The following is a 25,375-nucleotide window of genomic DNA, read 5'->3' as shown; positions in this document are numbered from 1 at the left end:
TCCCTCCCGTGCGCTCGTGCGCTACCCGCCCGTCACTGCGCGGCGGCGAGCGCCTGCGAGCCGAGCCATGCGACGATCTGCGCGACGAGGTCGTCGCTGGCCGCGGCGAGCGCCTGCGCGCCGCCGGCCGCGTCCGCCGAACGCGCGGGCGCGCGCGCCGCAAACGTCTGCTGGCCGACCACCTTGCCGTTCTGCGTCAACGTGACGCGCGCACCGACCGCGCCATGGCTCTCCGTCTGACTGTCGAACACCTGCTCGAACTCGGTCAGATCGACGCGCAGCACCGGTGCGGCCACGCCGTCCGCGCCCGTGAGCACGGTGCCGTGCGCGCCGAACGCGCCGCGCAGGCGCTGCGTCAGCAACTGCGACGGCATCATCGTCCAGTGGCTGTTCGCGTAGGTGGCCGTCTGCTGCGCGTCGGCGTAGCTCAGGCGATAGATGAGCCGGTCGGATTCGAGCACGGCCGGCGCGCCGACCTCGAGCACCTTGACGGCCGGCAGCCGGGCAGCGGCGGCCGTCTGCGGCGGCGGCCCGAAGTCGTAGCGGCTGTCCGACACCACCGCGGACGTGCCCGCGCAGCCCGCCGCCAGCACGCCGAACGCGAGCAGCGCCGCGAGCGCGGCGCGCGAGGACAACAGTCGGTGAATCGAGCGTGACATGGGCATCTTCCTTTCTTGAGCCAGCGGATTTAGTGGGCTGCCGGGGCGGCGCCAGCGGCGGGCCACGTGAAGCCGGCCTCGCCCGGACCCGGCGCCGGGCGCGGCGCGCCGAACAGCACGCTGCGCGGATTGGTGCTGAAGGTATCGGCGGCGCGGTCGATCGATTGCGCGGCCGAGCGCACGTCCTCGGTCAGCGAGTTCACGCGCGGCAGCGTCTCGTAGCCGACCCGCGCCGACAGATCCTGCAGCGACACGTTCATCTCGGCGAGCGCGTCGCCGGCCTGCTGCGCCGCCGTGCCGACCTTGTTCAGATTGCGCTCGAACGGGCCGTCCGGACGGTTCAGGCTCGTGATCATCCGGTTGGTCGAGGCGAGCGTGCGATTCAGCTGATCGACCGTGGCGGGCAGCTTGCCCGCGACCGGCGCGATCTGCTGGCTCAGCCCGGCGATCCCGGACGCGGCCTGCTGGATGCTCGCGGCCGTGTCGTGCAACTGCGCGACCATTTCCGGCGACAGCATGTCGTTGACGTTGTCGGTGACCTTTTCGAGCTTGCGCAGCAGCACGTCGCCGCGCTGCTGCAACTGGTCGAGCAGGCCCGGGCGCATCGGCAGCTGCGCGACCTGCTGCACCGACGACGGCAGCGGCGTCAGATCGCGCCCGGTGTCGTCGAGCTGGATGAACGCGATGCCGGTCACGCCTTGCAGGCCGAGGCTGCCGAACGTCGAATGGGTGATCGGCGCGTGTTCGTCGACCATGATGCGGATCATGATCTGCCCCGGATGGCTCGGATCGAACTTGATCGACTGCACGCGGCCGACGTCGAGCCCGCGAAAGCGCACCGCCGCGTCGGCAAAAAGCCCCGTCACGTTGGTGCGCGCGATCAGGTCGTACGGCACCCGCACGGTGCGATCGACGTTGAACAGAAATGCGGCGAGCGCGACCGCCGCCGTCAGCACGACCGTGAAAAGCCCGGCCCAGAATGCGTGTGCTTTGTTTTCCATTGTCAGGTTTCCTGGTTCATGGCGGCCCGGTTCATAACGGCAGACCTCATAGCGGCAACTCGGACGACGCCGCTTCGAGCGCGGCCCGCGGCAGCTTCGCGCGGCGCTCGGGCGGCAGCGCCTGCAGCGCGCGGCGCCCGCGCAGGCCGAGGAAATATTCGCGGATAAACGGATGATCGACGCCCGCCGCCTCTTCGACCGGCGCGTTGACGAGCACCTTGCGATCGGCAAGCACGGCGACGCGCGTCGAGATCGCGACCATTGTGTCGAGGTCGTGCGTAATCATCACGACCGTGAGGCCGAGCGCGCGATGCAGCGCGGAGATCAGCTCGACGAATTCGTCGGACGCCTGCGGGTCGAGCCCGGCGGTCGGTTCGTCGAGGAACAGCAGTTCGGGTTCGAGCGCAATCGCGCGCGCGATGCCGACCCGCTTGATCATGCCGCCCGACAGCGCCGACGGCATCTTCGACGCGTGCTTGCACGGCAGCCCGACCATTTCGAGCTTCAGCATCACGATGTCGCGCAGCAGGTCTTCGGGCACGCGGCCGAGCTCGCGCACCGGCTGCGCGACGTTGTCGAACACCGACAGCGACGAGAACAGCGCGCCGCGCTGGAACAGCATGCCGGAGCGGCTGCGCATCAGCAGCGCGGTGTCGGGCGAGATGGTCGCGAGGTCCTGGCCGAACAGCTTGATGGTGCCCGACGAGGGCCGCTCGAGGCCGAGAATCTGCCGCACCAGCGTGGTCTTGCCCGAACCCGAGCCGCCGACGATCGAGACGATCTCGCCGCGCCGCACCTCGAGGCTCAGGTGCTGATGCACGATGTTGCGGCCGTAGCGCTTGGTGATGTCGTTCACCTCGATCACCGGCTCGGCGATCGACGGCACGGGCTGGCCGCGCACGGCTTCGGTCAGTGGCGCGATCATCCGAGCCCCACGTTCTGGAAGAGGATCGCGAACACCGCGTCCGCGAGAATCACGATGGTGATCGAGGTCACCACCGAGGTCGTCGTGCCTTCGCCGAGACTCTGCGAATTGGCCTTGATACGGAAGCCGAAATGACAGCCGGTGATCGCGATCAGCATGCCGAACACCGCGCCCTTGCCGAGACCGATCCAGAGATTCGCGATCGGCACGACGACGGGCAGCTGCCGCGCGAAGAAGTTCATGTCGATGCCGAGCACGAGTTTCGCGGCGAGCGCGCCGCCCGTCAGCGAGATGATGTTGGTCCACATCACGAGCAGCGGCATCGCGATGCCGAGCGCGACCACGCGCGGCAGGATCAGCCGCAGGCCGTGCGGGATGCCCATCACGCGCATCGCGTCGAGTTCCTCGGTCACGCGCATCACGCCGATCTGCGCGGTGATCGCCGAGCCCGAGCGGCCCGCCACCAGAATCGCCGAGAGCACCGGGCCGAGTTCGCGGATCACCGCGAGGCCGAGAATATTGACGATGAACTGGTTCGCGCCAAAGATGCGCAACTGCTGCGCCGACAGATAGCTGAGCACGATGCCGATCAGGAACGCGACGAGCGCCGTGATCGGCAGCGCGCGCGCGCCGGCGTTGTAGATGTTCGCGGAGATTTCGGTCCACGGCGTGAGCTTCGGCTTGCGCACGATCGCGAGCAGGTCGAGCACGACGCGCCCGAGCATTGCGACGCCGCCGTACAGATGCTCGAAGAACGAGAAGAGCCCGAGGCCGAGGCGCGTGAACGGATCGAGGCGCTTGACCGGCTCGGCGCCCTCGCGCACCGTGTCGAGCAGCGCGATGCGCTCGAAGATGTCGCGTTGCGTGTCGGTGAGCGCGGTGCCGGGCGGCATCTTGTGGCCCCATACGCGCCACAGCGCCTGGCCGCCGACGTGATCCATCCTGTCGATACGCGACAGGTCCCACTCGCCGATGCCCTGCGCGCCGGTCAGCGAACGCAGCAGCGGGATCACGTGCCCGGTGTCGCGATCGCGCGCGAGCGCGAGCGCCGTCCACTGGCCCGAGAGACGGACGATCTTGCCTTGGCTGCCGGCCGCGACTTCGAGGCCGGGCGGAGTGTCGTAGTTCAAGGATCGCGGAAGCTGGTTATCGGATGAAGGGCCATTGTAGCGAACGACGGGCCGATGATGTCCGCACCGATCCGCACGCCAATCCCGCCGAAGGTCGCTGTCGCTACAATAGGTGCCATGAATGCTTCCAAGTCTCCCACGCCCTCTCCTGCAACGGCCAATGCGGCCGAGGCCGACTGGCGCATCGACCGCGAGCGCGCGGTCAGGCTGTTCGGTGCGCATGCGCATGACTGGCCGATCGAAATCGTCGAGGAAACCGGCTCGACCAATGCCGACCTGATGGCCCGCGTGAAGGCGCTGCCGCGCCGCGCGAGCGCGCTGCCGCGGCCGATCGTGCGGGTCGCGTATCTGCAAACCGCGGGGCGCGGCCGCCGCGGCCGGCCGTGGTATGCGGAACCCGGCAATGCGCTGCTGTTTTCGGTCGCCTGCGTGCTGCCGCGTCCGCTCGAAGGGCTCGCGGGACTGAGCCTCGCGGTGGGCGTCGCGCTCGTCGACGGGCTGCGCTCGCTGCCGGTCGCCGGTCCCGGGCAGATCGCATTGAAGTGGCCGAACGACGTGCTGCTCGAAGGCGACAAGCTCGCCGGCATCCTGATCGAAACCGCGTGGAGCACCGAGTACGCGAGCGCGGTCGTGATCGGCATCGGCACCAACGTGAAGGGCGCCGACGCACTCGCGGCGAAGGTCGGCGCGCTGCATGCCGACGTGCCGCCGCAGGCGCGCGGCACCGTGCCGACCGCGCTGCAGCGCGCGCTGCCGAACGCGAATCTGACCGACACGCTCGCCGCCGAGCTGAACGCGCTCGAACCGGCGTTGCAGCGCTTCGGCGCCGACGGCTTCGCGCCGTTCCAGCCGCGCTGGAACGCCGTGCATGCGTACGCGGGCCGCGACGTCGTGCTGCTCGAACAAGGCGAGGAAATCGCGCGCGGCGTGGCAGCCGGCGTCGACGAACACGGCCAGTTGCTGCTCGATACGGCCGCCGGTCGCCAGAGCATCGCGACCGGCGACGTGTCGCTGCGCCTCGCCGACGGTGCCGCATGACGCAGCACGCGCCTTCTCTGCTGATCGACGCGGGCAATAGCCGGATCAAATGGGCATGCGTGGACGCGGATGGCACGCAACTGGCGGCCGGAGCGCTAGCACACGAGGATGTCGCGCGGTACGGCTTGCAAGCCGATGCGGGGCCGGTGTCCGGTCTGCGGGGGGATTCGACGCCTGGCTTGCAGTCGGGCTTGCAGGCTGTGTCGCGGAGTAACGCGTCGGCGGGCTCGACGCCCACGTTGCGGCCTGCTTCATCGCCCGGATGGTCGGGCTTGCCGACACCGCGCGGCGCGTGGTTGTCCAACGTCGCCGGCGCGGACGTCGCGGCGCGCATTGCCGCGCTCGTCGACGCGCACTGGCCGCAACTGCCGCTCACGACGATCCGCGCGAGCGCGCGTCAATGCGGCGTCGTCAATGGCTACACGACGCCGCACACGCTCGGCAGCGATCGCTGGGCCGGCATGATCGGCGCGCATGCGGCGTTTCCCGGCGAACATCTGCTGCTCGCGACATTCGGCACCGCGACGACGCTCGAAGCGTTGCGCGCGGACGGCTCGTTCGTCGGCGGACTGATCGCGCCGGGCTGGACGCTGATGATGCGCTCGCTCGGCGAACACACCGCGCAATTGCCGACGCTCGATGCCGCGCGCGCACGCGGCCTGCTCGACGCCGGCAACGACGCCGGGGCAGGCCGCCGCGGCCCGTTTTTCGCGACCGATACGCCGCGTTCGCTCTCGGCCGGCTGCACGCTCGCGCAGGCGGGACTGGTCGAGCGCATGTGGCGCGATCTGCAGGACGAGTGGCAGGTGCCGGTGCGGCTCGTCGTCAACGGCGGCGCCGCGGACGAGGTGGCGAGCGCGCTCAAAGTACCGCATACTCGCCACGATTCGCTCGTGCTGTCGGGCCTCGCGCTGATTGCCGCCGAGGATTCGGCGCGGCAGGGCGGTTGATCGACGTCATGATCGGTGCGCGACAAATGCGGGGAGCCAAGTCCGCGACCGGCACCCGACTCGCGCACTCGTGAACCGCCACGGCAGGTCGCCCGCGCGCCCGCTTCCGGCACCTCACCCTGATCCCGGCTCAACTTCTTCTGGACTGGAACCCTCAACCATGCTTCGCGGGCTGATCGCCATTCTGATTCTTGCCAACGTGCTGGCTTTCGCCACATCGCTGGGCGCATTCGGGCCGGTGCCCAGCGCCAGTAGCCGCGAGCCCAATCACCTGAACCGGCAGATTCATCCGGAGTCGCTGACAGTGCGGCCCGTCAGCGCCGCCGATGCGGCCGACCAGGCGGTCGTCGGCGGACCGGCGCCGCAAGCGCCGATTTCGACGTCGGCGTTGCCGCAGTAGCGAAGCGGCTGAAGCGATCGAAGCAGTCGGTCAGCCCTGCGTGCGCACCTTCTTCAGCAGCGCGGTCGTCGAGCGATCGTGCTCGAACGGAATCGCCAGCGCCTTGCCGCCCCAGCCGCGCACGATTGCCGATTCGGGCAGCGCGTCCATATCGTAGTCGCCGCCCTTCACGAGCACGTCCGGCCGCAGCGCCGAAATCAGTTCGACCGGCGTTTTTTCGCCGAAGCTCACCACGTAGTCGACGCTTTCGAGCGCCGCGAGCAAGGCCATCCGGTCGGCTTCGTGGTTGATCGGCCGGTCGTCGCCCTTGCCGAGCATGCGCACCGACGCATCGCTATTCACGCCGACGATCAGACAGGCGCCGAGCGCCTTCGCATCGGCGAGATAGGTCACGTGTCCGCGATGCAGAATGTCGAACACTCCGTTCGTGAGTACGACCGGCGCGGTCAGCGAAGGACGCAGTTTCACCAGGGCATCGCGCGTCAGAATCTTGCGTTCGAAAATAGCGGGCATCGCGGGGGTATGGAAAGAGGAAAAAGAAAGTGCCGTCACGATACACGCTGGACGGCCTCAAGCAAAACGGTCCGGCAAGCTCGCGCCTGCCGGACCGTTTCTATTTGCCTTTCGATGCCGTGCTTTAAAGCAGCGCCTCAAGGCAATGCCTCAAAGCAACAGGGGAACCGTGCAACCTCGTTTGCGGTGACTGCGCCGCAGCCCGGCTCCGCGCATCGGGATCGAAGCGCCACCACCACTGCCGGCGTCAGCGCTCATGCCCTCACGCCGGTTGCGCCGGCGCCTGACCGTCGGCCTGCAAACGCGCGACCACTTCCTTGCGATAACGATTCAGTTCCTGCGCCGTGTCGAACGTGCGCTCGAACAGCAGCGACAGGTTGTGGAGGATGCGCTCGACCACTTTCTTTTCCCAGCCGTCGTCGAAACGGATCTGCTCGTCGAGCCAGCGCTCGAGCCATTCCGGATCGGGCAGGCGCGATTGAATCGTGTCGCGCGGGAACAGCGCCTGATTCACGTGCAGGTTGGTCGGGTGCAGCGGCTTTTCGGTGCGGCGCGCCGACGCCATCAGCACGCCGATTTTCGCGAACGCGGCACGCGCGATGTCGCCGGTTTGCGCCATCGCCTTCTTCATGTAGCGCAGATACGCGCCGCCATGCCGCGCCTCGTCGCGCGAAATGGTTTCGTAGATGTGCTTGATGACCGGCTCGGTGTGCCATTCGGCGGCACGGCGATACCAGTGATTGAGGCGGATTTCGCCGCAGAAGTGCAGCATCAGCGTTTCGAGCGGCGGCGCGGGATCGAACTCGAAGCGCACCGCGTGCAGTTCCTCTTCGGTCGGGACCAGTTCCGGCTTGAAGCGGCGCAGATATTCCATCAGCACCAGCGAATGCTTCTGTTCCTCGAAGAACCACACGCTCATGAACGCGGAGAAATCGCTGTCGTGATGGTTGTCACGCAGAAACATTTCCGTGGCGGGCAACGCCGACCATTCGGTGATCGCGTTCATCTTGATCGTCGCGGCCTGCTCGTCGGTCAAGAGCGATGCATCGAACTTGTCCCAGGGAATGTCCTTCTCCATGTCCCAGCGAACGGATTCGAGCGATTTATAAAGTTCCGGATAAAGCATGGTGTTCATAGTCCCGCCCCTGTTCTGCGCATACTGTCTGTGTCTGTTGCTGCTACGTGTAACCGTTTTGCCACGGCGAACGAACGTACCGTTTGTCGGCCAAGCATTCAATTTTACGCGCTAATCTGCTGCCCATAGGCATCGGGAAGCAAAGAAGTCCGGGCGTTGGCACAGGAACCTGAAACATGAATCAGGCGCTGTGCGGCCAACCGTGGGTGAGGAATACCCTGTGCCTGAGGTCGAGCCAGTCTGCGTTGGAAACCGCACCGTCCAGCCCTGCGCCGGTGGTGCCGGCGGCAAACGACGCGTGGGCGGCGGGATTGGTTCTTTTCTGCGTGCCCCCAAAGCCAGATAAAGCTTACACAATCATAGCATGCGGACCAGGTGAAATCTGTGACAGAACCGGCTCGATCGCACGATGGTATTGACTTTCCGCAACACTGAGCCGAGTTCGCGGAAGCGGCAATGAGCGACGCTGCGGCAATGGCGGAGCGCGGCCGAAGCGACGCCCCGCCACCGCGCTCATTGCGGCTTCTTCGCCCCCCCTGCGCTCGCGCCAGCCGCGCGTTTGGCCGCCGGCGCCGCGCGCTTCGCGGCCGGCCGTTTCGCGGTGGGCTTCGCGCCTCGCGCTGCGGCATCGGGCGCGGCGGCGCCACCCGTCGCCGCGCCCTTGTCCGGCGTGCCGCCGGCGGCTGCGGCCGGCTGCGTCATCGCGAACTGCGCAATCTGATTGAACTGCGATTGCAGCAGATTCCACCACGCCGATGCATCGAACGACGCCGCCGCGGGTGCTTCCTCTTCCCGGCTTTGCGTGCCTTCCGCTGCGGCCGCGCTGTCCGGAGCCGGAGCCGGCGCTGGTTTCGCGGGCTGCGTCCAGCCCGGCGCTGGCGCGGGGCTCGCCGCCTGAGCGGGTGCGGGACTCGGCACCGGAGCCGGCGCGGCAGCGGCCGGCTGCGCCATCGACGACTGCGCGAACGCGCCGAAAGCACGCAAGGTCGACAGCGTCGCGCGCTGCACTTCGAGCGCCTGGATCGCCGATTGCAGCATGCTCAGATTCAGCTTCAGCCACTGCTCGACCGCGCGCATGTCGGTGATGCGCTTGTCGAGCTCCTCGACATTGGTGAGCGGCGCCATCATGTCGGACATCATCGACAGCGACGGCGCGAGGCCGCCGCCCGGCTGCGCGCCGGGCAACGCCGAGCCGAACGGCGACAGCCGCATCATGCCCCACATGCGATCGAGCATTTCAGCGGGCGGGAAACCGGGAAAGCCGGGAAAGGGCGGCGTGGTGCCAGTCGTGTCGGTCATGCTTGTCGCCTCGGTGCATAAGAAGATGTCGGGCGCGCGGAGCCGCGCGGGTTGAGTCGATCATACCGTGTGAAATGGTGGCTCAGGGGGCTCGCCGCGTTGCGTGCCGGCAGCCGCCGACCCGCCACGCCAACCCGCCCGCACGGCTGCCCGCGTCCTGGCTGCGCCGTTATCTGCCTCTACCTGCGGCTACCGGCTTCTACCTACCGCTGGCCGTGCCGCCATGTTCTCGTGCCACGCCCCACGCGACCCGTTGCGGCCAGTCGGTCGTGCCACGCCCCGCGCCACTACTCGCTGCGATCCGTTTCGCCACCCGCAGCGCCACCGCTCTCGCTTCCACCTCCGTCACCGGCCCTCTCCCGCGACGCCTCCCGCCACGGATCGCCGCCGCCAAAATCCGGCGCGCGCCGCTCGCGCAGCGAGTTCAGCCCTTCGCGCACGTCGGGCCCGGCGAAGCCCATGAATTCGAGCGCGAGCGACGTATCGAACGCCGGCCCTGCCGTGCGCAGCCAATTGTTCAGCGCGTACTTGGTCCAGCGGATCGCCGTCTGCGAACCGTCTGCGAGTTTGCGCGCGACGTCGAATGCCTTCGGCAGCAGATCGCTCTCGTCGACGGCCAGCGATACGAGGCCGATGCGCTCTGCTTCCTCGCCGCTCACGGGCTCGCACAGCAGCAGGTAGTACTTGGCCTTCGCCATCCCGCACAGCAGCGGCCAGGCGATCGCCGCGTGATCGCCGGCCGCGACGCCGAGGCGCGTATGACCGTCGATGATGCGCGCCGTCTTCGCCGCGATCGAGATGTCGGCGAGCAGGCCCGCGACGAGTCCCGCGCCGACCGCGGGACCGTGCATCGCCGAGACGATCGGCTTGCCGCAATTGATCACGTTGTAGACGAGATCGCGCGCCTCGCGCCACACCCGCGCGCGCACATCGAAGTCGTTCGCCATGTCTTCGACGAGTTGCAGATCGCCGCCCGCCGAAAAGCCCTTGCCTTCGCCGCGAATGATCGCGACGCGCGTGTCGGGATCGCGCTCGATGTCGCGCCAGATTTCGGCCAGTTCGTAATGCATGCGCGCGTTCGCCGTGGCGAGTCCGCTGCGGTTCGCGCCCTCGCCGCTCATCACGATTTCGAGCACGCCGTGCGGATGGCGATGCAATTGCAGCGAGCGGTAGTAGGCGTAGTAGGCGTCGTTACGGTGAGGTGCGTCGGACATGATGGGCGATCCGTCGGTTGGTGAAGCGTGGACTCGTCGTGCGCGTGTTCGAACCGTGCCCGCAGACCGGAGCTACGGAGCCGGAACTGCGAAGTCGAAGCTGCGAAGCCGGAGCTACAAAGCCGGACCCGCGAAGCGAGGCAGCAACGCGGCCGCAAACCACGCTCCCCCGGCCGACACGATGACACGCTTCATCGCGGCTGATAAACCCACTTCCCGTTGCTGATCTCGACCATCACCCGGGCGCGCTGATCGAGGCCGATGTGATCGGTCGCGCTCATGTTGACGACGCCGTTGGTATCCGCGACACCCTGCGTGGTTTCGAGCGCGTCGCGCAGCGCGCGCCGGAACGGCGGCGTGCCCGGCGCGCCCGCCTTCAGCGCAACCGGTATCGCGTGATCGAGCAGCACGCCCGCATCCCACGTGTAGGAGCCGAACGCCGACACGCTGCCCGCTCCATGCTGTGCCTCGAAGCGCGCGATGTAGTCGAGCGCGAGGCGCTTCGCCGGATGATCGGCCGGCAATTGCGCGGCCACCAGCACCGGGCTCGCGGGCAGGAACGTGCCGTTGCAATCGGCGCCGCACACGCGCAGGAAGTCGTTATTGCCGACGCCGTGATTGTGATAGATCAACCCTTTGTAGCCGCGCTCGCGCAGCGTCTTCGGCGGCAGCGCGGCGGGCGTGCCGGCCGCGCCGACCACGACCGCGTCGGGATGCGCCGCGAGAATCTTCAGCACCTGGCCCGTCACGCTCGGGTCCGTGCGATTGAAGCGCTCGCTCGCCACCATGTCGATGTGATGCAGTTTCGCAAACTTCGCGACCTCGGCGTAGAACGTCTCGCCGAGCGCATCGGCCTGGCCGATGAACGCGATCGTCTTGACGCCGTGCGCGCTCGCATGCTCGGCGATGGCCGAGGCCATCATCGCGTCGGTCTGCGGCGTCTTGAAGACCCAGCGGCGTTTCGCGTCGACCGGCTCGATGATTTTCGCCGACGACGCGAGCGAGATCATCGGCGTTTCGCCGTCGGACACCACGTCGATCATCGCGAGCGAATTCGGCGTGATGGACGAGCCGATGATCGCGTCGACGTGATTCTCCGAGATGAGCTTTCTCGTGTCCTGCACGGCCTGGGTCGTGTCGGACGCATCGTCGAGCACGATGTATTCGACGCTCTGTCCGCCGATCTGTTTCGGCAGCAGCGCGACCGTGTCGCGCGCGGGAATGCCGAGCGATGCGGCCGGCCCGGTCAGCGACAGCACGAGACCGATCTTGACCTGGGCGAGTGCCGTCAGGGGCAGTAAGCAGGCCAGCGCGGCACACAGCGTCGCGGCACGGCGCGCGAGGCGCGTGCGGCGCCTGGACAGACGGCTCGCGCTGGTGTCCAGGCGTGCGCTCACAGCCGTGCCAGCATGAGCACCCACGCCCATGTTCGCGTTCGTGCCTGCGTTTGTGCCTGCGTTCGCCCGTAACGCGCCAGCACCTCGGTTTCCAGCTTCGGGGAAGTCAAATCGCGGCATGCCGTCTCCTCACGTCGGGTTGTCGTTCTGATGTTGCCGATGCGTTGCTGCATTCGATCCGCCGGCCGCGCCGGCCATGCCGGCGCGCCAGTCAGTGTAGCCGCGCGTGAAAGCCGCGGCATCGGGCGAAACCCTTTCGTAAGCGGTGCCGCGCAAACCGCGCACGCAAGCGCGTTAGTCCGCCGCGTCGTCGAGCGGCGCGATGCTCTGCTCGATCGAACCGAAAATCGACTTGCCTGCTTCGTCGAACATTTCGATCTTCACGATATCGCCATACTTCATGAATTCGGTTTGCGGCGCGCCGTGCTCGATCGTTTCGAGGCAGCGTTTCTCGGCGATACAGCAGTAGCCGCGCTTCGCATCCTTGTTCGACACCGTGCCCGAACCGACGATCGAGCCGGCACGCAGATTGCGCGTCTTCGCCGCATGCGCGATCAGTTGACCGAAGTGAAACACCATGTCGGTGCCGGCGTCGGGCTGGCCGACCTTCCGGCCGTTCCAGTGGACGATCATCGGCCGATGCACGCGGCCTTCGCGCCAGTGCTCGCCGAGTTCGTCGGGCGTGACCGCGACCGGTGCGAACGAGGTGGCCGGCTTGCTCTGGAAGAAGCCGAAGCCCTTCGCGAGTTCGGCGGGAATCAGATTGCGCAGCGAGACGTCGTTCGCGAGCGTAATCAGCCGCACGCCGCGCAGCGCCTGCTCGGGCGTCGCGCCCATCGGCACGTCGCCGGTGATAACCGCGACTTCCGCCTCGAAGTCGATGCCGAACGCTTCCGATGCGCACGGCACGTCGTCTTTCGGGCCGATGAAGTCGTCGCTGCCGCCCTGATACATGAGCGGATCGGTCCAGAATTCCGGCGGCATCTCGGCGCCGCGCGCGCGCCGCACGAGCTCGACGTGGTTCACGTACGCGGAGCCGTCGGCCCACTGGAACGCGCGCGGCAGCGGCGCCATGCAGTCTTTCGCGTCGAACGCGAAGCTGTTGCGCGCGCGGCCCTGGTTGAGCGCTTCGTAGAGATCGTGCAGTTGCGGCGCGTAGAAAGCCCAGTCGTCGAGCACGCGCTGCAGCGTGGGCGCGATCGCGTCGGCAATCGCCGCGGTGTGCAGGTCGCGGGACACGACGATCAGTTGACCGTCGCGCGTGCCGTCCTTCAGCGAGGCAAGTTTCATAGAGCTGTGAACCGTAGGTTAGTGACGAGGGAAGGAATCTATTCTACGATGGTGAATCGGCGTGGCCGCGGTTCGTGCGGCGCAGCGGTTGCCGTGCGCGAGTTGATCCGCGCTGCACGCTTCCTGCTGGAGGTTGTCTGCACGTTTCCGCTGCGCCGTTATCGCACTGCCGTGGCGCTGTATTGTGCCGCTGCTTCGGCGTGATTTCGTTGCTATGTCGTCGTTGTTATGTCGTCGCTATTTTTCGTCGCCGTTGCGCCGCCGTTACGTCATCGCGCGCACCTTGATTCGCGCCGCCACGCCATTACCGAACGCCCCATCCCGCGCCTTTTGCACATGTCCGCCAACGCCCGCTCCGGTACGCTTCGCCCTCACGCCGCCCCCACCTCGGCCGATCCGCTCGAAACCGATCCGGCCGACGCCGCCAGTCTCGACGACGACACCGGCGAGCCCGGCGAAGAGAAACTGCGCTCGGGCATCCAGTCGATCGAGGTCGGCTTCAGGCTGCTCGACGTGCTGACCTGCGAACCGCGCGCGATGATGCTGCGCGATCTCGCGCAGCGCGCGGGCATGAGTCCGGCGAAGGCGCATCGCTATCTCGTGAGCTTTCTGCGTCTCGGCGTCGTCGCGCAGGACCCGCTCTCGGGCCGCTACGAACTGGGCGGCTTCGCGCTGCAACTGGGGCTCGCGCGGCTCGCGCGCGTCGATGGCGTGGCGCTCGCGCGCATCGCGCTCCCCGAACTGCGGGACCGGCTCGACCTGACCGTGGGCATCGCGGTATGGGGCAACCAGGGACCGACGATGGTGCACTGGATGGAATCGAGCCATCCGGCCAAGGCCTCGCTGAAACTCGGCGACGTGATGCCGCTGCTCAGTTCGGCCACCGGTCTGCTGTTCGCCGCCTACCTGCCGCAAGGCAAGACCGCCGCGATGCTCGAACGCGAACTGGCCGACTCGCGTCGCTCGTCGTATAGCGGTGCACCACGCACCCGCGAAGAGGTCGGCAAGGTGCTCGACGAAGTGCGCGCGCACGCGGCGGCGCGCGTCGAAGGCATGCTGCTGCCGACCATCCACGCGTTCTGCATGCCGGTGTTCGATTCGACCGGCGCGCTCGCGCTCGGCCTCGTCGCGCTCGGCCATGAAGGCGCGTTCGATATCCGCTGGGGCGGCGAGGTCGATCTCGCACTGCGCGAATGCGCGCGCAAGCTCTCGTACGAGCTCGGGTATAGCGCCACGCCGCGCAGCGAAAACGGCTGACGGCACGCGCACGGATTCGATCGCCGATGGTTCACGCTCCCGTCACCCGCGCCGCCGATCGCATGCCGCCCGACGGCAATGGGCGGCCAGGCGCATTGCGCATCGGGCGCTGGATCGTGGTGCTCGCGGCGGTGGCGATTCTGCACTGGATCGCCGCACAGTGGTTCGAGCGCACACGCCTGAATCTGACGCCGGCCGATCGCGAGCATGTGCCGGTGCAGGTCGCATTGCTGACGCCCGAGCGGGTCGAACGTCAACCCGAACCTCAGCCCGAACATCCGCCTGCCGCGACGCCGCCCGCGCCGTCTTCCGCGCATAGGCCCACGGCGCATCCGCCGCGCGAGCACGTGTTGACCGCGTTGCAGCCGGCCAGCCCACATGAGCCGGCCGAAGCGCCGGCCTCGGAAGCGGCGGCGAGCGCGCCGGCCGCCGCGGCCGGCTCCCATGCAAGCACCAATGCCAATACGAACGCCGCGGCGAGCGCCCCTGCCGCGGCCAGCGCGCCGCAAGCGTCGAAGGGCGTGAAGTTTTCGGTGCCGCCGTCCGCCGAACTCGAATACGACACGTTCTACAACGGCGTGCGCAATCAGCCCGGCACGATCCACTGGGCCAGCAACGCACAGGGCTACGAAATGATCGTGTCGGTGCCGCTGCCGTTCGTCGGGCCGTTCGTGTTTGCGAGCCACGGCGGCATCGACGCGTTCGGCCTCGCGCCCGCGCAGTACAGCGAAAAACGCGGCCGCCGTGCGGAAGACATTGCGATCTTCAATCGCGCCGACAAAAAAATCGCCTTCACGCGCACACCTTTGACGCTGCCGCTTCCCGACGGCGCACAGGATCGCTTCAGCGTCGTGATGCAACTCGCGAGTCTCGTGCGCGGCGATCCCGATGCCTATAAGCCCGGCGTCACGCGACAGTTTTTTGTCGTCGATAACGACAGCGGCGAGAACTGGCCGATCGAGACCATCGGCGACGAAACGATTCGCGCGGCGCAAGGCTATCTCGAGACGCGCCATTTCAAACGTCTGCCGCGCCACGACGGCGATCAGCGCCGCATCGACGTATGGCTCGCGCCGTCGCTCGGCTGGCTGCCCGCGCGCATCCTGCAAACGGAGCCGAACGGCACGCAATTCGAACTCGTGTGGCGCGGCAAGCTCGGGTTAGAGGGCGCGTCGCCGAATGGGGACGGCAATGGTGGTACCGCTTCCGTTCCGCCTGGGAGCACACCCGTCTCGTCTGGTGACAACGCGCCCGCGAGCGCATCGGCGGTGATGCAAGGAACGCCACCCGCCGCGCCGGTCGATTCGGGCACACCCGAAATCATCAAGCCCTGAGCGCGGTCGGGCCGGGGCCATGCGCCGATCCAACCCGGCACAGGCCGGGGGGCCGGGCGCTTCGCGATGGTTTGCGAGGCAACGAAAAATTTCGCTCCGCGCGGCAGACACGGAGCGATCCGATGCCCTACACTGACGATGGCGTGTCGCCACGATCCAGGCAGATACGGGCACGCCGCCTGCTGTCACACAGGCGACAGCGGACGCGCTCGAAGGCGCCCGCTTCACAAGCTGCCCGATGCCGCGCATCCCGCGTCCATCGGGCGATCCCATCGATTTTCCGCATGACTTGAATCGTTTCTGGAGAGGCCGGTCTAACCGTTAGGTTCGGAATTTTTACCCGCGTCGCACGAGCGTCAATCCGGACCCACCCCTTGAATTCCATCACACATGCTCCACCTATGGTGCAGAAAGGGCGGAAGCCCAACGGAAATAAGGAGTGTCGCCATGCAAATGATCTACAACAGCCCCAACTATTGCGTCGTCGAGTTTCCGCCGCAGGAAGGCCTGCTGGCCATGAAGTCGGGCGGCTACGAGATCGTCGACAAGAACATGCAGCGCGAAATCTATATCGACGGTGCACTGGCGGCGCGTTTTCGCGAACATGTCCAGCAACTGATCGCAGGCGAGCCGTCGCTCGACGAGGTCGATGAATTCCTCGGGCAATTCGACAGCCTCATGCATCAGCCCGTGGTGCTTCACTAAGCTTCTTCACCGAGGTTCTTCACGAATCCAAGGTGATCCGGCCTTGGGTATCGCCATCGTCTTTTGGTATGAATTTCCGCGTTCGCGTAGAGCGAACCTGCATTGGACTGGACGGTGTCGGCCCGCACTCCACCGACACTGCCTCAGACTCGCTACGTCCAAGGCAGCCCGGATCGACCAGCAACCATTCAACCGCCAACACCCTGTTGCGCGATGTCGCGGCTCGCACGTCGCGTCATTTTTTTGGAGCCCGGCTTATATAGCCGCCAGCGATCGCTGCGACAGCCGTAAGAACGAACCACGCGCAGAAGAAGATATTGGCTGCCTCGGGGTTCGTGTCGAACAGACTTCCAACACCATGAAGTGCCAGGACGCCATATAAATACAGGCCGCCCCACACGATGACCGTCATCGCACCTGCACCTGAAGCGGCGCCAAAGACGATACGCAAAATAGTGCTCATTTGATTGGGAAGAAAAGAATTACGCTCGCCGCTTTCGAATGCAACGGGTAACCGCAAACCATGCGGCGCCCAATACGAGCGCGACGACGACCCAACACGCAATCGTTAGCGCCAAGAGACAAAGCGTTTCAACGTCGTCTTCGTCGTACATTGCGACAATGCCGCTTGCCCAAACGGCAGCGCGCATCGCATGCCATAGCCACACTGGAATCCATAGCGAGGTATGGGAGATAAACGCTCCAAGAAACCAGCCTCCGACAAGCGACGAGGCGATATACGCTAGCGCGCATATCATGCGCCGAAGACGTCCCTTCATCGCCCCCACCGTTCCGTAGGCATGCAACGTGGAACCCCTCAAACGAAATGTTGTAAGGCGGCCTTTATAGCATCGACGAGAATTAGCGAATCTCAATAATGGCCGCACATCAAACGCATGGCCGATGCGTCAGCGGCACTCACCATCCTTGCCGTTCAATTAACGACCGCCACCCGCACCTCACACCTGCGCGACGTCTCCCCCGCCACATAACGCGCGCCCAGCGCCCGCGCCAGACGCATCCGCCCGTCAACGGCTACAATGACGGGTTTCCCGCCAACGCCGGCGCAAGCCCCCGTCCGCCATGAACCAGCCTGCCCAAACCGTCACGCCAGTCCGTTCTGAGTCCGCCTACACGCGCGGCACGGCGCTGCCCGCGCTGCTGAATTCGCGCATCCTGATCCTCGACGGCGCGATGGGCACGATGATCCAGCGCTACAAGCTCGACGAAGCCCGCTATCGCGGCGAGCGCTTCAAGGACTACGAGCGCGACATCAAGGGCAACAACGAACTGCTGTCGATCACGCAGCCGCAAATCATTAGCGAGATTCACGAGCAGTACCTGGCGGCAGGCGCCGACATCATCGAGACCAACACGTTCGGCGCGACCACGGTCGCGCAAGCCGACTACGGCATGGAGTCGCTTGCCGTCGAGATGAACCTTGAATCGGCGAAGCTCGCGCGCGCCGCGTGCGACAAATACTCGACGCCCGACAAGCCGCGCTTCGTCGCCGGCGCGATCGGACCGACGCCGAAGACCGCGAGCATTTCGCCCGACGTCAACGATCCGGGCGCGCGCAACGTGACCTTCGACGAACTGCGCACGGCCTACTACGAGCAGGCGAAAGCGCTGCTCGACGGCGGCGCAGACCTGTTCCTCGTCGAAACGATCTTCGACACGCTCAACGCCAAGGCCGCGCTGTTCGCGCTCGACGAACTGTTCGAGGACACCGGCGAGCGTCTGCCGATCATGATCTCGGGCACCGTCACCGACGCCTCGGGCCGCATTCTGTCGGGGCAGACCGTCGAGGCGTTCTGGAACTCGCTGCGTCACGCGAAGCCGCTCACGTTCGGCCTGAACTGCGCGCTCGGCGCGGCGCTGATGCGCCCGTACGTCGCCGAACTCGCGAAGCTCTGCGACACCTACGTGTCGTGCTATCCGAACGCGGGCCTGCCGAACCCGATGAGCGACACTGGCTTCGACGAACTGCCCGCCGATACCTCGGGCCTGCTCAAGGAATTCGCCGAAGCGGGCCTCGTGAACATCGCGGGCGGCTGCTGCGGCACGACGCCCGAGCACATCGCGGCCATCGCGAAGGCGCTCTCCGAACTGAAGCCGCGCAAGTGGCCGAACCAGTACCGCGACGCGGCCTGAACCCCGGCCGCCACGCACCGCGCACAGGCACGACGCTCCGCTCGCCCTTTAATCCAGGTACCGCACGCACCCGACCCGCACCCACGCCATGACCGATCACACCATGCGCCTTGCCGGCCTCGAGCCGTTCAACGTCACGTCCGGGACGCTCTTCATCAACGTCGGCGAACGCACCAACGTGACCGGCTCGAAGGCGTTCGCGCGAATGATCCTGAACAACCAGTTCGACGAAGCACTCGCGGTCGCGCGCCAGCAGGTCGAAAACGGCGCGCAGGTGATCGACGTCAACATGGACGAGGCGATGCTCGATTCGAAAGCGGCGATGGTGCGCTTCATGAATCTGATCGCCTCGGAGCCGGACATCGCGCGCGTGCCGATCATGATCGACTCGTCGAAGTGGGATGTGATCGAGGCGGGCCTCAAGTGCGTGCAAGGCAAGGCGATCGTCAACTCGATCTCGCTGAAGGAAGGCAAGGAGCAGTTCGTTCATCACGCGAAGCTGATTCGCCGCTACGGCGCGGCCAGCGTCGTGATGGCCTTCGACGAACAAGGCCAGGCCGACACGTTCGCGCGCAAGAAGGAAATCTGCCAGCGCTCGTACGAGATTCTGGTCAACGAGGTCGGCTTTCCGCCCGAAGACATCATCTTCGATCCGAACATCTTCGCGGTCGCGACCGGCATCGAGGAGCACAACAACTACGCGGTCGACTTCATCGAGGGAACCCGCTGGATCAAGCAGAACCTGCCGTACGCGAAGGTGAGCGGCGGCGTGTCGAACGTGTCGTTCTCGTTCCGCGGCAACGACCCGGTGCGCGAGGCGATTCACACCGTGTTCCTCTATCACGCGATCCAGGCGGGGATGGACATGGGCATCGTCAACGCGGGCCAGCTCGGCGTGTATGCCGAACTCGATCCCGAGTTGCGCGAGCGCGTCGAAGACGTGGTGCTGAATCGCCGTGAAGACGGCACCGACCGCCTGCTCGAAATCGCCGACAAGTTCAAGACCGGCGCCGCGAAGAAGGAAGAGAACCTCGAGTGGCGCAACCAGCCGGTCGAAAAGCGCCTCGCGCATGCGCTCGTGAGCGGCATCACCACGTTCATCGTGGAAGACACCGAGGAAGTGCGCGCGAAGATCGCCGCGGCGGGCGGCCGTCCGATCAACGTGATCGAAGGCCCGCTGATGGACGGCATGAACATCGTCGGCGACCTGTTCGGCCAGGGCAAGATGTTCCTGCCGCAGGTCGTGAAGTCGGCGCGCGTGATGAAGCAGGCGGTCGCGCATCTGATCCCGTTCATCGAGGAAGAAAAGCGTCAGCTCGCGGCGGCCGGCGGCGACGTGCGCGCGAAGGGCAAGATCGTCATAGCAACGGTGAAGGGCGACGTGCACGACATCGGCAAGAACATCGTCTCGGTCGTGCTCCAGTGCAACAACTTCGAAGTCGTCAACATGGGCGTGATGGTCCCGTGCAACGAGATCCTCGCGAAGGCGAAGGTTGAGGGCGCGGATATCGTCGGGCTGTCCGGCCTCATCACGCCGAGCCTCGAAGAGATGGCCTACGTCGCCTCGGAAATGCAGCGCGACGACTACTTCCGCGTGAAGAAGATTCCGCTGCTGATCGGCGGCGCGACGACCTCGCGCGTGCATACCGCGGTGAAGATCGCGCCGCACTACGAAGGGCCGGTGGTCTACGTGCCGGACGCGTCGCGTTCGGTGTCGGTCGCCTCCAGCCTGCTGTCCGACGAGGGCGCCACGAAGTACATCGACGAACTGAACGCCGATTACACCCGCATCCGCGACCAGCACGCCAACAAGAAAGCGCAGCCGATGGTCACGCTCGCCGAAGCGCGCGCCAATAAGACCAGGATCGACTGGGCGAGCTATCAGCCGGTGAAGCCGAAATTCATCGGCCGCCGCGTGTTCAAGAACTTCGATCTGAACGAGCTCGCGAACTATATCGACTGGGGTCCGTTCTTCCAGACCTGGGACCTCGCCGGCCCATATCCGGCGATTCTCAACGACGAGATCGTCGGCGAATCGGCGCGGCGCGTGTTCTCGGACGGCAAGTCGATGCTCGCGCGCCTGATTCAGGGCCGCTGGCTGCAGGCGAGCGGCGTCATCATGCTGCTGCCGGCCAACACGGTCAACGACGACGACATCGAAATCTACACGGACGAATCGCGCAGCGAAGTCGCGCTGACATGGCGCAATCTGCGCCAGCAGAGCGTGCGGCCCGTGGTCGATGGCGTCATGCGGCCGAACCGCTCGCTCGCCGACTTCATCGCGCCGAAGGACTCGGGCGTGGCCGATTACATCGGCATGTTCGCGGTCACGGCGGGGCTTGGCGTCGACGTGAAGGAAAAGCAGTTCGAGAAGGACCTCGACGACTACAGCGCGATCATGCTGAAGGCCCTCGCGGACCGCCTCGCCGAAGCGTTCGCCGAAGCGATGCATGCGCGCGTGCGGCGCGACCTGTGGGGCTATGCGAACAGCGAGAACCTCTCGAACGACGAACTGATCGCCGAAAAGTATCGCGGCATCCGCCCGGCGCCGGGCTATCCGGCCTGCCCCGACCATCTGGTGAAGCGCGACATGTTCGAGGTGCTGCAAGCGGACGAGATCGGCATGAGCGTGACCGAATCGCTGGCGATGCTGCCGGCCGCGAGTGTGTCGGGCTTCTATCTCGCGCATCCGGACAGCACCTATTTCTCGGTCGGCAAGATCGGCGCGGATCAGCTCGAGGACTACGCGCAGCGCATGGCGCTGTCGAAAACGGACGCCGAACGCGCGTTGGCGCCGCTGCTGTAAGCGGCGGCGCATGGCATGACCGGGCACCGGGCAGGCCGCCGCATGACCCGGTGCGGCGCCCCCACTATATCGGCCCCGAAAGGCTGAATATTTCCGCCCGCCGAATTTTCGGCTTTGTAGACTGAGTCGGCTTTCACCCTGTCAGGCGCGGCCAAAACGCGCCGGCTCATCCAGATTGCAACCGTCAACGGAGAAAATCGCATGAAGAAGCTGACGCTGTTATTGACTGCCGTTTCGCTGGCCGCGGGCGCTTCCGTGGCGCTCGCGCAGCCGGCCGCGCCGGGTGGCTCGAGCGCGGTCAGTTCGTACTCGCCGCCTACAGAGAAACACGTGAAGAAGCCGAAGAAGAGCAAGAAGAAGAAAGGCGCGGCGGCATCGGCAGCCGCACCGGCTGAGTCCGCGAGCCAGTAGGCGGCCGCAGCGGCAAACAGCAGGCAGCCCCGCTTCGGAACCGGGGAATGGCAAAGAGCCCGCATCGAGCGGGCTCTTTTTGTTGCGGGCGGCAATCTGTGCCGCCGCGCCATTCGCAGCAGCCACCGCCGCCCTGTTCACCTGGCAGCTCGAATCAAAGCCCCCAAACGATGTCCGCGTCTTCTTTTTGCGCCGCGCGCAGCATGTCGAGGAACGGATACGCGCGCTGCGCGAGTCCCGGCGGAATCTCGTGATGCTCGTGGCCGTCCTCGTGCTCGTGGAAATGGCCATCGTGCTCGGCGCGCTCCTGCTTGTCGAACGTGATCGCCGCTTCAAGCTTCTCGATCGCGCTACCCAGCTCCTCGTGAGTGATGACGCCCCGCTCCCCAAGGCGTTTGCCGACAATGCCGACGAGATACTGGGCGAGATTTTCGAGCATCATCACGTCAGGGCTGGCGTGGCATTTGAAAGTAATCAACATAACTGTTCCCTTTGTCGTTATATGGAGTTGACGCGCGAGCGGCACCAACACGCGCCTCACGTGGGCTCGCCGTGCGGGCGCGGCGGCCTCGGCCCGTGACAGGCATCTCATTGAACATATTAGCACCTGCTAAAATCCGTCTGAACGGAAAAGCGCGCCGCCCGGCGCCGCGTGCAACGAAGCGCGACGAGCCTGCGCAAGCGCGTGGCCGGGGTGGCCAGGCGACGAGCCGCAACGCCCGTGCCACGCTCGACAACTCGACGGCGAGCCGCCGCGCGTGACCCACCGCATCGCGGATACCCCCCGCGGTTACGCCACGGGTCAAGCCGCCGCCGGCGGTCGACATGAGCGCCGCGTCACTTGCCGCCGCGCCTTCCATGCGGCCGACACCGGCCGCGGCCGGCGCCTCTTCCGCCTTACCGGATTGCCTCACTGGACTCGCAACACGCATGCTGCCCGCACATAAACACACACTCGAAACCCTGCTCGCCGAGACGGTGAACCAGGTCGCGACTGCCACGCAAGGCGCGACCGAAGCCACGTTCGTCCCGCCCGCCATCGCGCTGGAGCGCCCGAAAGTCGCCGCGCACGGCGACGTCGCGTGCAACGTGGCGATGCAGCTCGCCAAGCCGCTGCGCGCCAATCCGCGCCAGCTCGCGCAACAGATCGTCGACGCGCTGCTTGCGCACCCGCAAGCCAGGGGCCTCGTCGAGACCGCCGAAGTGGCGGGCCCCGGCTTCATCAACCTGCGTCTCACGGCCCAGGCCAAACAGGGCGTGATCGCCGCTGTGTTCGCCGAGCAGGACGCCTACGGCCGCTCGCGGCGCGACGCCGGCAAGCACGTGCTGATCGAGTTCGTGTCGGCCAACCCGACCGGCCCGCTGCACGTCGGCCACGGCCGCCAGGCCGCGCTCGGCGACGCGCTCGCCAACGTGCTGACCTCGCAGGGCTGGGACGTGCATCGCGAGTTCTACTACAACGACGCCGGCGTGCAGATCCACACGCTCGCGCTGTCGACCCAGGCGCGCGCGCGCGGCCTCGCCCCCGGCGACGCCGGCTGGCCCGCGTCGGCCTACAACGGCGAGTACATCGCCGACATCGCGAAGGATTACCTGAACGGCGTCACGGTCGAGGCGAGCGACGGCGCACCCGTCACCGGCGCGGGCGACGTCGAAGACCTCGAGGCGATCCGCCGCTTCGCAGTGACGTATCTGCGCCGCGAGCAGGACATGGACCTGCAGGCATTCGGCGTGAAGTTCGACCAGTACTACCTGGAATCGTCGCTGTACACCGAAGGCCGCGTCGAGAAAACGGTCGACGCGCTGATCGCCGCGGGCAAGACCTACGAGCAGGAAGGCGCGCTGTGGCTGCGCACCACCGACGACGGCGACGACAAGGACCGCGTGATGCGCAAGACCGACGGCACCTACACGTACTTCGTGCCGGACGTCGCCTATCACGTCGCGAAGTGGGAACGCGGCTTCACGAAGGTCATCAACGTGCAGGGCTCGGACCACCACGGCACGATCGCACGGGTGCGCGCGGGCCTGCAGGGTCTCGGCATCGGCATTCCGAAGGGTTACCCCGACTACATCCTGCACAAGATGGTCACGGTCATGCGCAACGGCGAAGAGGTGAAAATCTCCAAGCGCGCGGGCAGCTACGTGACGGTGCGCGACCTGATCGAATGGTCGGGCGGCGCGACGCCGGGCTCGGAAGCGGCTGTCGATCTGATCGACGAGGAAACGATTCGCCGCGGCCGCGACGCGGTGCGCTTCTTCCTGATCTCGCGCAAGGCCGACACCGAATTCGTGTTCGACATCGACCTCGCGCTGAAGCAGAACGACGAGAACCCGGTCCACTACGTGCAGTACGCGCATGCGCGCATCTGCTCGGTGATCGCCGAGTGCAACGCGCGCTACGGCCTCGACGAGAGCGCGCTCGCGAGCGTCGACCTCGCGCCGCTCGCGAGCGAACGCGCGATGGCGCTGCTCAACAAGCTCGCCGAGTTCCCGGACATGCTGCAACACGCCGCCGACGAACTCGCGCCGCACGCGGTCGCGTTCTACCTGCGCGACCTCGCCGGAGAATTCCACTCGTTCTACAATGACCGGGCCGAGCGCGTGCTGGTCGACGATGCGGCCGAACGCAACGCACGCGTCGCGCTGCTCGCGGCCACGCGCCAGGTGCTCGCCAACGGTCTCGCGACGATCGGTGTCTCCGTCCCCGTCAAGATGTAACTCCCCGGCGCAACATGTATGCGGCCGTCGTTATAATCGACGGCCGTTCCTGGATTCTTTTTGCAGGTGATTCGTACGATGGCAAAACCACGCCGCACAACAAAGCAGTCGAAGCAAACCGGGGGCACGTTTCTCGGTATCGTGCTGGGCCTGATCGTCGGCCTGGCGATCGCGGTCGTGGTGGCGCTGTATATCACCCGTGCGCCGACCCCGTTCGTCTCGAAGGTCGCGCCGCCGGCCGCGACCGACAACGGCGCGAGCCAGGCGCAATACGACCCGAACCGTCCGCTGCAAGGCAAGACGCCGGGCCAGCCGGTGCCGCAGGCCGCGCAACCGGCGCCGCCCAACACCGCGCCGGGTCAGACCAATGCGCAGACCCAGTCGGGCATGCTCGAAGAGCCGCAGATCGTCGAAGTGCCGCCGTCGGCCGGCAATGCGAACGGCACCGCGGTCGCGCCGAAGCCCGCGCAGGACAACGGCGGCGGCGAGATCGCCGCACCGGCGCCCGTGAAAAAACCGCAGGCAGCGGGCACGCCGGCCGCGACGGCGGCAGGCTCCGCGCCGAAGAGCGCGAACACCACGAGCACCGCGAACACCAAGGCGGGTTCGACCGCCGCGCCGGCCCCGGGTGACGCGAACACCGGCTACTTCCTGCAGGTGGGCGCGTACAAGACCGCCGCCGACGCCGAACAGCAGCGCGCACGCCTCGCGTTCCAGGGCTTCGAGTCGAAGGTGACGCAGCGCGACGCGGGCGGGGTGACCTACTACCGTGTGCGCATCGGGCCGTTCGCGAAGTTCGAGGACATGAATTCGAGCCGCCAGCGTCTGTCGGACGCCGGTGTCGATACCGCGGTGATCCGCTTCACCAAGCAATGAACACACCGTAACGCCGGCCCACGCGCCGCCGCCGAACTATCGGCGCGCGGCGCGTGTCACAAGCACGATGGCCGCGTCGCATAAGATAGCGGCCACGCCGAATCCGCATAACGGTGACGGGCATTTGCGCAGCGTCACCGCTCTACCGCCTACCTGGGTC

General features: G+C 66.5%; 22 protein-coding genes and 1 pseudogene. 11 read left to right on the top strand and 12 right to left on the bottom strand.

Going from position 1 to position 25,375, the window contains the following annotated elements; all coding sequences use genetic code 11:
* Nucleotides 1-32: 32 nt before the first annotated feature.
* Genes F3J19_RS14570 through F3J19_RS14555 form a run of 4 tightly spaced genes read right to left on the bottom strand, consistent with a single transcriptional unit; the run spans nucleotide 33 to nucleotide 3,715 of the window.
* Nucleotides 33-659 carry an ABC-type transport auxiliary lipoprotein family protein gene (locus tag F3J19_RS14570; RefSeq protein ID WP_167042449.1) on the bottom strand — a complete coding sequence of 209 codons (627 nt, stop codon included), beginning with the start codon at nucleotides 657-659 and terminating at the stop codon, nucleotides 33-35.
* A 29-nt stretch (nucleotides 660-688) separates the two neighbouring features.
* Nucleotides 689-1,660: an MlaD family protein gene (locus F3J19_RS14565; protein WP_167042447.1), complete on the bottom strand. Its 972-nt coding sequence runs from the start codon at nucleotides 1,658-1,660 to the stop codon at nucleotides 689-691.
* Between the two features lie 46 nt (nucleotides 1,661-1,706).
* Nucleotides 1,707-2,585 carry an ATP-binding cassette domain-containing protein gene (locus F3J19_RS14560; RefSeq protein ID WP_167042445.1) on the bottom strand — a complete coding sequence of 293 codons (879 nt, stop codon included), beginning with the start codon at nucleotides 2,583-2,585 and terminating at the stop codon, nucleotides 1,707-1,709.
* Complete coding sequence (locus F3J19_RS14555; protein ID WP_167042443.1) at nucleotides 2,582-3,715, bottom strand: ABC transporter permease; 1,134 nt, start codon at nucleotides 3,713-3,715, stop codon at nucleotides 2,582-2,584. Before F3J19_RS14555 ends, F3J19_RS14560 begins: the two co-directional genes overlap by 4 nt.
* A gap of 117 nt (nucleotides 3,716-3,832) precedes the next feature.
* Between F3J19_RS14555 and F3J19_RS14550 the strand changes: the two genes are divergently transcribed.
* The 3 genes from F3J19_RS14550 (at nucleotide 3,833) to F3J19_RS14540 (ending at nucleotide 6,103) form a co-directional block, all read left to right on the top strand.
* Entirely contained in the window at nucleotides 3,833-4,753 is a 921-nt protein-coding gene (locus F3J19_RS14550; protein ID WP_167042441.1) for a biotin--[acetyl-CoA-carboxylase] ligase, read from the top strand.
* Nucleotides 4,750-5,703 (top strand): type III pantothenate kinase, encoded by a 954-nt coding sequence (locus tag F3J19_RS14545; protein WP_167042439.1) that lies wholly within the window; start codon nucleotides 4,750-4,752, stop codon nucleotides 5,701-5,703. The genes F3J19_RS14550 and F3J19_RS14545 overlap by 4 nt, the downstream gene beginning before the upstream one ends.
* 160 nt (nucleotides 5,704-5,863) lie before the next feature.
* Complete coding sequence (locus F3J19_RS14540) at nucleotides 5,864-6,103, top strand: hypothetical protein (protein WP_167042437.1); 240 nt, start codon at nucleotides 5,864-5,866, stop codon at nucleotides 6,101-6,103.
* 30 nt (nucleotides 6,104-6,133) lie between these two features.
* Here F3J19_RS14540 and rfaE2 read toward each other — a convergent pair whose 3' ends face one another.
* The 6 genes from rfaE2 to F3J19_RS14510 all read right to left on the bottom strand — a co-directional run bounded on the left by rfaE2 (nucleotide 6,134) and on the right by F3J19_RS14510 (nucleotide 12,951).
* On the bottom strand, nucleotides 6,134-6,616 hold the full coding sequence (gene rfaE2, locus F3J19_RS14535; RefSeq protein WP_167042435.1) for a D-glycero-beta-D-manno-heptose 1-phosphate adenylyltransferase: 483 nt from the start codon (nucleotides 6,614-6,616) through the stop codon (nucleotides 6,134-6,136).
* A 262-nt stretch (nucleotides 6,617-6,878) separates the two neighbouring features.
* The gene (locus tag F3J19_RS14530; protein WP_167042433.1) at nucleotides 6,879-7,751 is read right to left on the bottom strand and encodes a ferritin-like domain-containing protein; all 873 of its coding nucleotides are present in this window, start codon (nucleotides 7,749-7,751) and stop codon (nucleotides 6,879-6,881) included.
* Nucleotides 7,752-8,264: 513 nt separating this feature from the next.
* Nucleotides 8,265-9,050 (bottom strand): PhaM family polyhydroxyalkanoate granule multifunctional regulatory protein, encoded by a 786-nt coding sequence (locus F3J19_RS14525; RefSeq protein WP_167042431.1) that lies wholly within the window; start codon nucleotides 9,048-9,050, stop codon nucleotides 8,265-8,267.
* Between the two features lie 287 nt (nucleotides 9,051-9,337).
* Nucleotides 9,338-10,264, bottom strand: a complete 927-nt coding sequence (locus F3J19_RS14520) for an enoyl-CoA hydratase/isomerase family protein (protein ID WP_240158943.1) — start codon at nucleotides 10,262-10,264, stop codon at nucleotides 9,338-9,340.
* Between the two features lie 191 nt (nucleotides 10,265-10,455).
* Nucleotides 10,456-11,781: an ABC transporter substrate-binding protein gene (locus tag F3J19_RS14515; protein WP_167042429.1), complete on the bottom strand. Its 1,326-nt coding sequence runs from the start codon at nucleotides 11,779-11,781 to the stop codon at nucleotides 10,456-10,458.
* 174 nt (nucleotides 11,782-11,955) lie between these two features.
* Complete coding sequence (locus tag F3J19_RS14510) at nucleotides 11,956-12,951, bottom strand: fumarylacetoacetate hydrolase family protein (RefSeq protein WP_167042427.1); 996 nt, start codon at nucleotides 12,949-12,951, stop codon at nucleotides 11,956-11,958.
* A gap of 336 nt (nucleotides 12,952-13,287) precedes the next feature.
* On the opposite strand from F3J19_RS14510, the gene F3J19_RS14505 reads away from it, so the two are divergent.
* The 3 genes from F3J19_RS14505 (at nucleotide 13,288) to F3J19_RS14490 (ending at nucleotide 16,247) form a co-directional block, all read left to right on the top strand.
* Entirely contained in the window at nucleotides 13,288-14,208 is a 921-nt protein-coding gene (locus F3J19_RS14505) for an IclR family transcriptional regulator (protein ID WP_167042425.1), read from the top strand.
* A 26-nt stretch (nucleotides 14,209-14,234) separates the two neighbouring features.
* A complete protein-coding gene (locus F3J19_RS14500) occupies nucleotides 14,235-15,542 on the top strand; it encodes a DUF3108 domain-containing protein (RefSeq protein WP_167042423.1) in 1,308 nt (435 codons plus the stop codon).
* A 447-nt stretch (nucleotides 15,543-15,989) separates the two neighbouring features.
* On the top strand, nucleotides 15,990-16,247 hold the full coding sequence (locus F3J19_RS14490) for a DUF3567 domain-containing protein (protein WP_167042421.1): 258 nt from the start codon (nucleotides 15,990-15,992) through the stop codon (nucleotides 16,245-16,247).
* Between the two features lie 235 nt (nucleotides 16,248-16,482).
* On the opposite strand, the gene F3J19_RS14485 is transcribed toward F3J19_RS14490, so the two are convergent.
* Nucleotides 16,483-16,710, bottom strand: a complete 228-nt coding sequence (locus F3J19_RS14485; RefSeq protein WP_167042419.1) for a hypothetical protein — start codon at nucleotides 16,708-16,710, stop codon at nucleotides 16,483-16,485.
* 620 nt (nucleotides 16,711-17,330) lie between these two features.
* Here F3J19_RS14485 and F3J19_RS14480 point away from each other — a divergent pair.
* From F3J19_RS14480 to F3J19_RS14470, 3 genes and pseudogenes are all read left to right on the top strand, one after another.
* On the top strand, nucleotides 17,331-18,401 hold the full coding sequence (locus F3J19_RS14480; RefSeq protein ID WP_167042417.1) for a homocysteine S-methyltransferase family protein: 1,071 nt from the start codon (nucleotides 17,331-17,333) through the stop codon (nucleotides 18,399-18,401).
* 79 nt (nucleotides 18,402-18,480) lie between these two features.
* Nucleotides 18,481-21,207, top strand: a pseudogene (gene metH, locus F3J19_RS14475) (methionine synthase); the annotation flags it as partial.
* Nucleotides 21,208-21,408: 201 nt separating this feature from the next.
* Nucleotides 21,409-21,618, top strand: a complete 210-nt coding sequence (locus F3J19_RS14470; RefSeq protein WP_167042413.1) for an acid-shock protein — start codon at nucleotides 21,409-21,411, stop codon at nucleotides 21,616-21,618.
* A gap of 154 nt (nucleotides 21,619-21,772) precedes the next feature.
* On the opposite strand, the gene F3J19_RS14465 is transcribed toward F3J19_RS14470, so the two are convergent.
* On the bottom strand, nucleotides 21,773-22,099 hold the full coding sequence (locus tag F3J19_RS14465; RefSeq protein ID WP_167042410.1) for a DUF1840 domain-containing protein: 327 nt from the start codon (nucleotides 22,097-22,099) through the stop codon (nucleotides 21,773-21,775).
* A gap of 449 nt (nucleotides 22,100-22,548) precedes the next feature.
* On the opposite strand from F3J19_RS14465, the gene argS reads away from it, so the two are divergent.
* Nucleotides 22,549-24,339 (top strand): arginine--tRNA ligase, encoded by a 1,791-nt coding sequence (argS, locus tag F3J19_RS14460; RefSeq protein WP_167042408.1) that lies wholly within the window; start codon nucleotides 22,549-22,551, stop codon nucleotides 24,337-24,339.
* Nucleotides 24,340-24,399: 60 nt separating this feature from the next.
* Entirely contained in the window at nucleotides 24,400-25,215 is an 816-nt protein-coding gene (locus F3J19_RS14455; protein ID WP_167042406.1) for an SPOR domain-containing protein, read from the top strand.
* Nucleotides 25,216-25,375: the final 160 nt, after the last annotated feature.

This window comes from Burkholderia sp. Ax-1724 (genome assembly GCF_011752995.1).
Classification (GTDB): Bacteria; Pseudomonadota; Gammaproteobacteria; order Burkholderiales; family Burkholderiaceae; genus Paraburkholderia.
The sequence above is the reverse complement of the archived record's forward strand: the minus strand, read 5'-3'. Positions and strand labels throughout refer to the sequence as shown.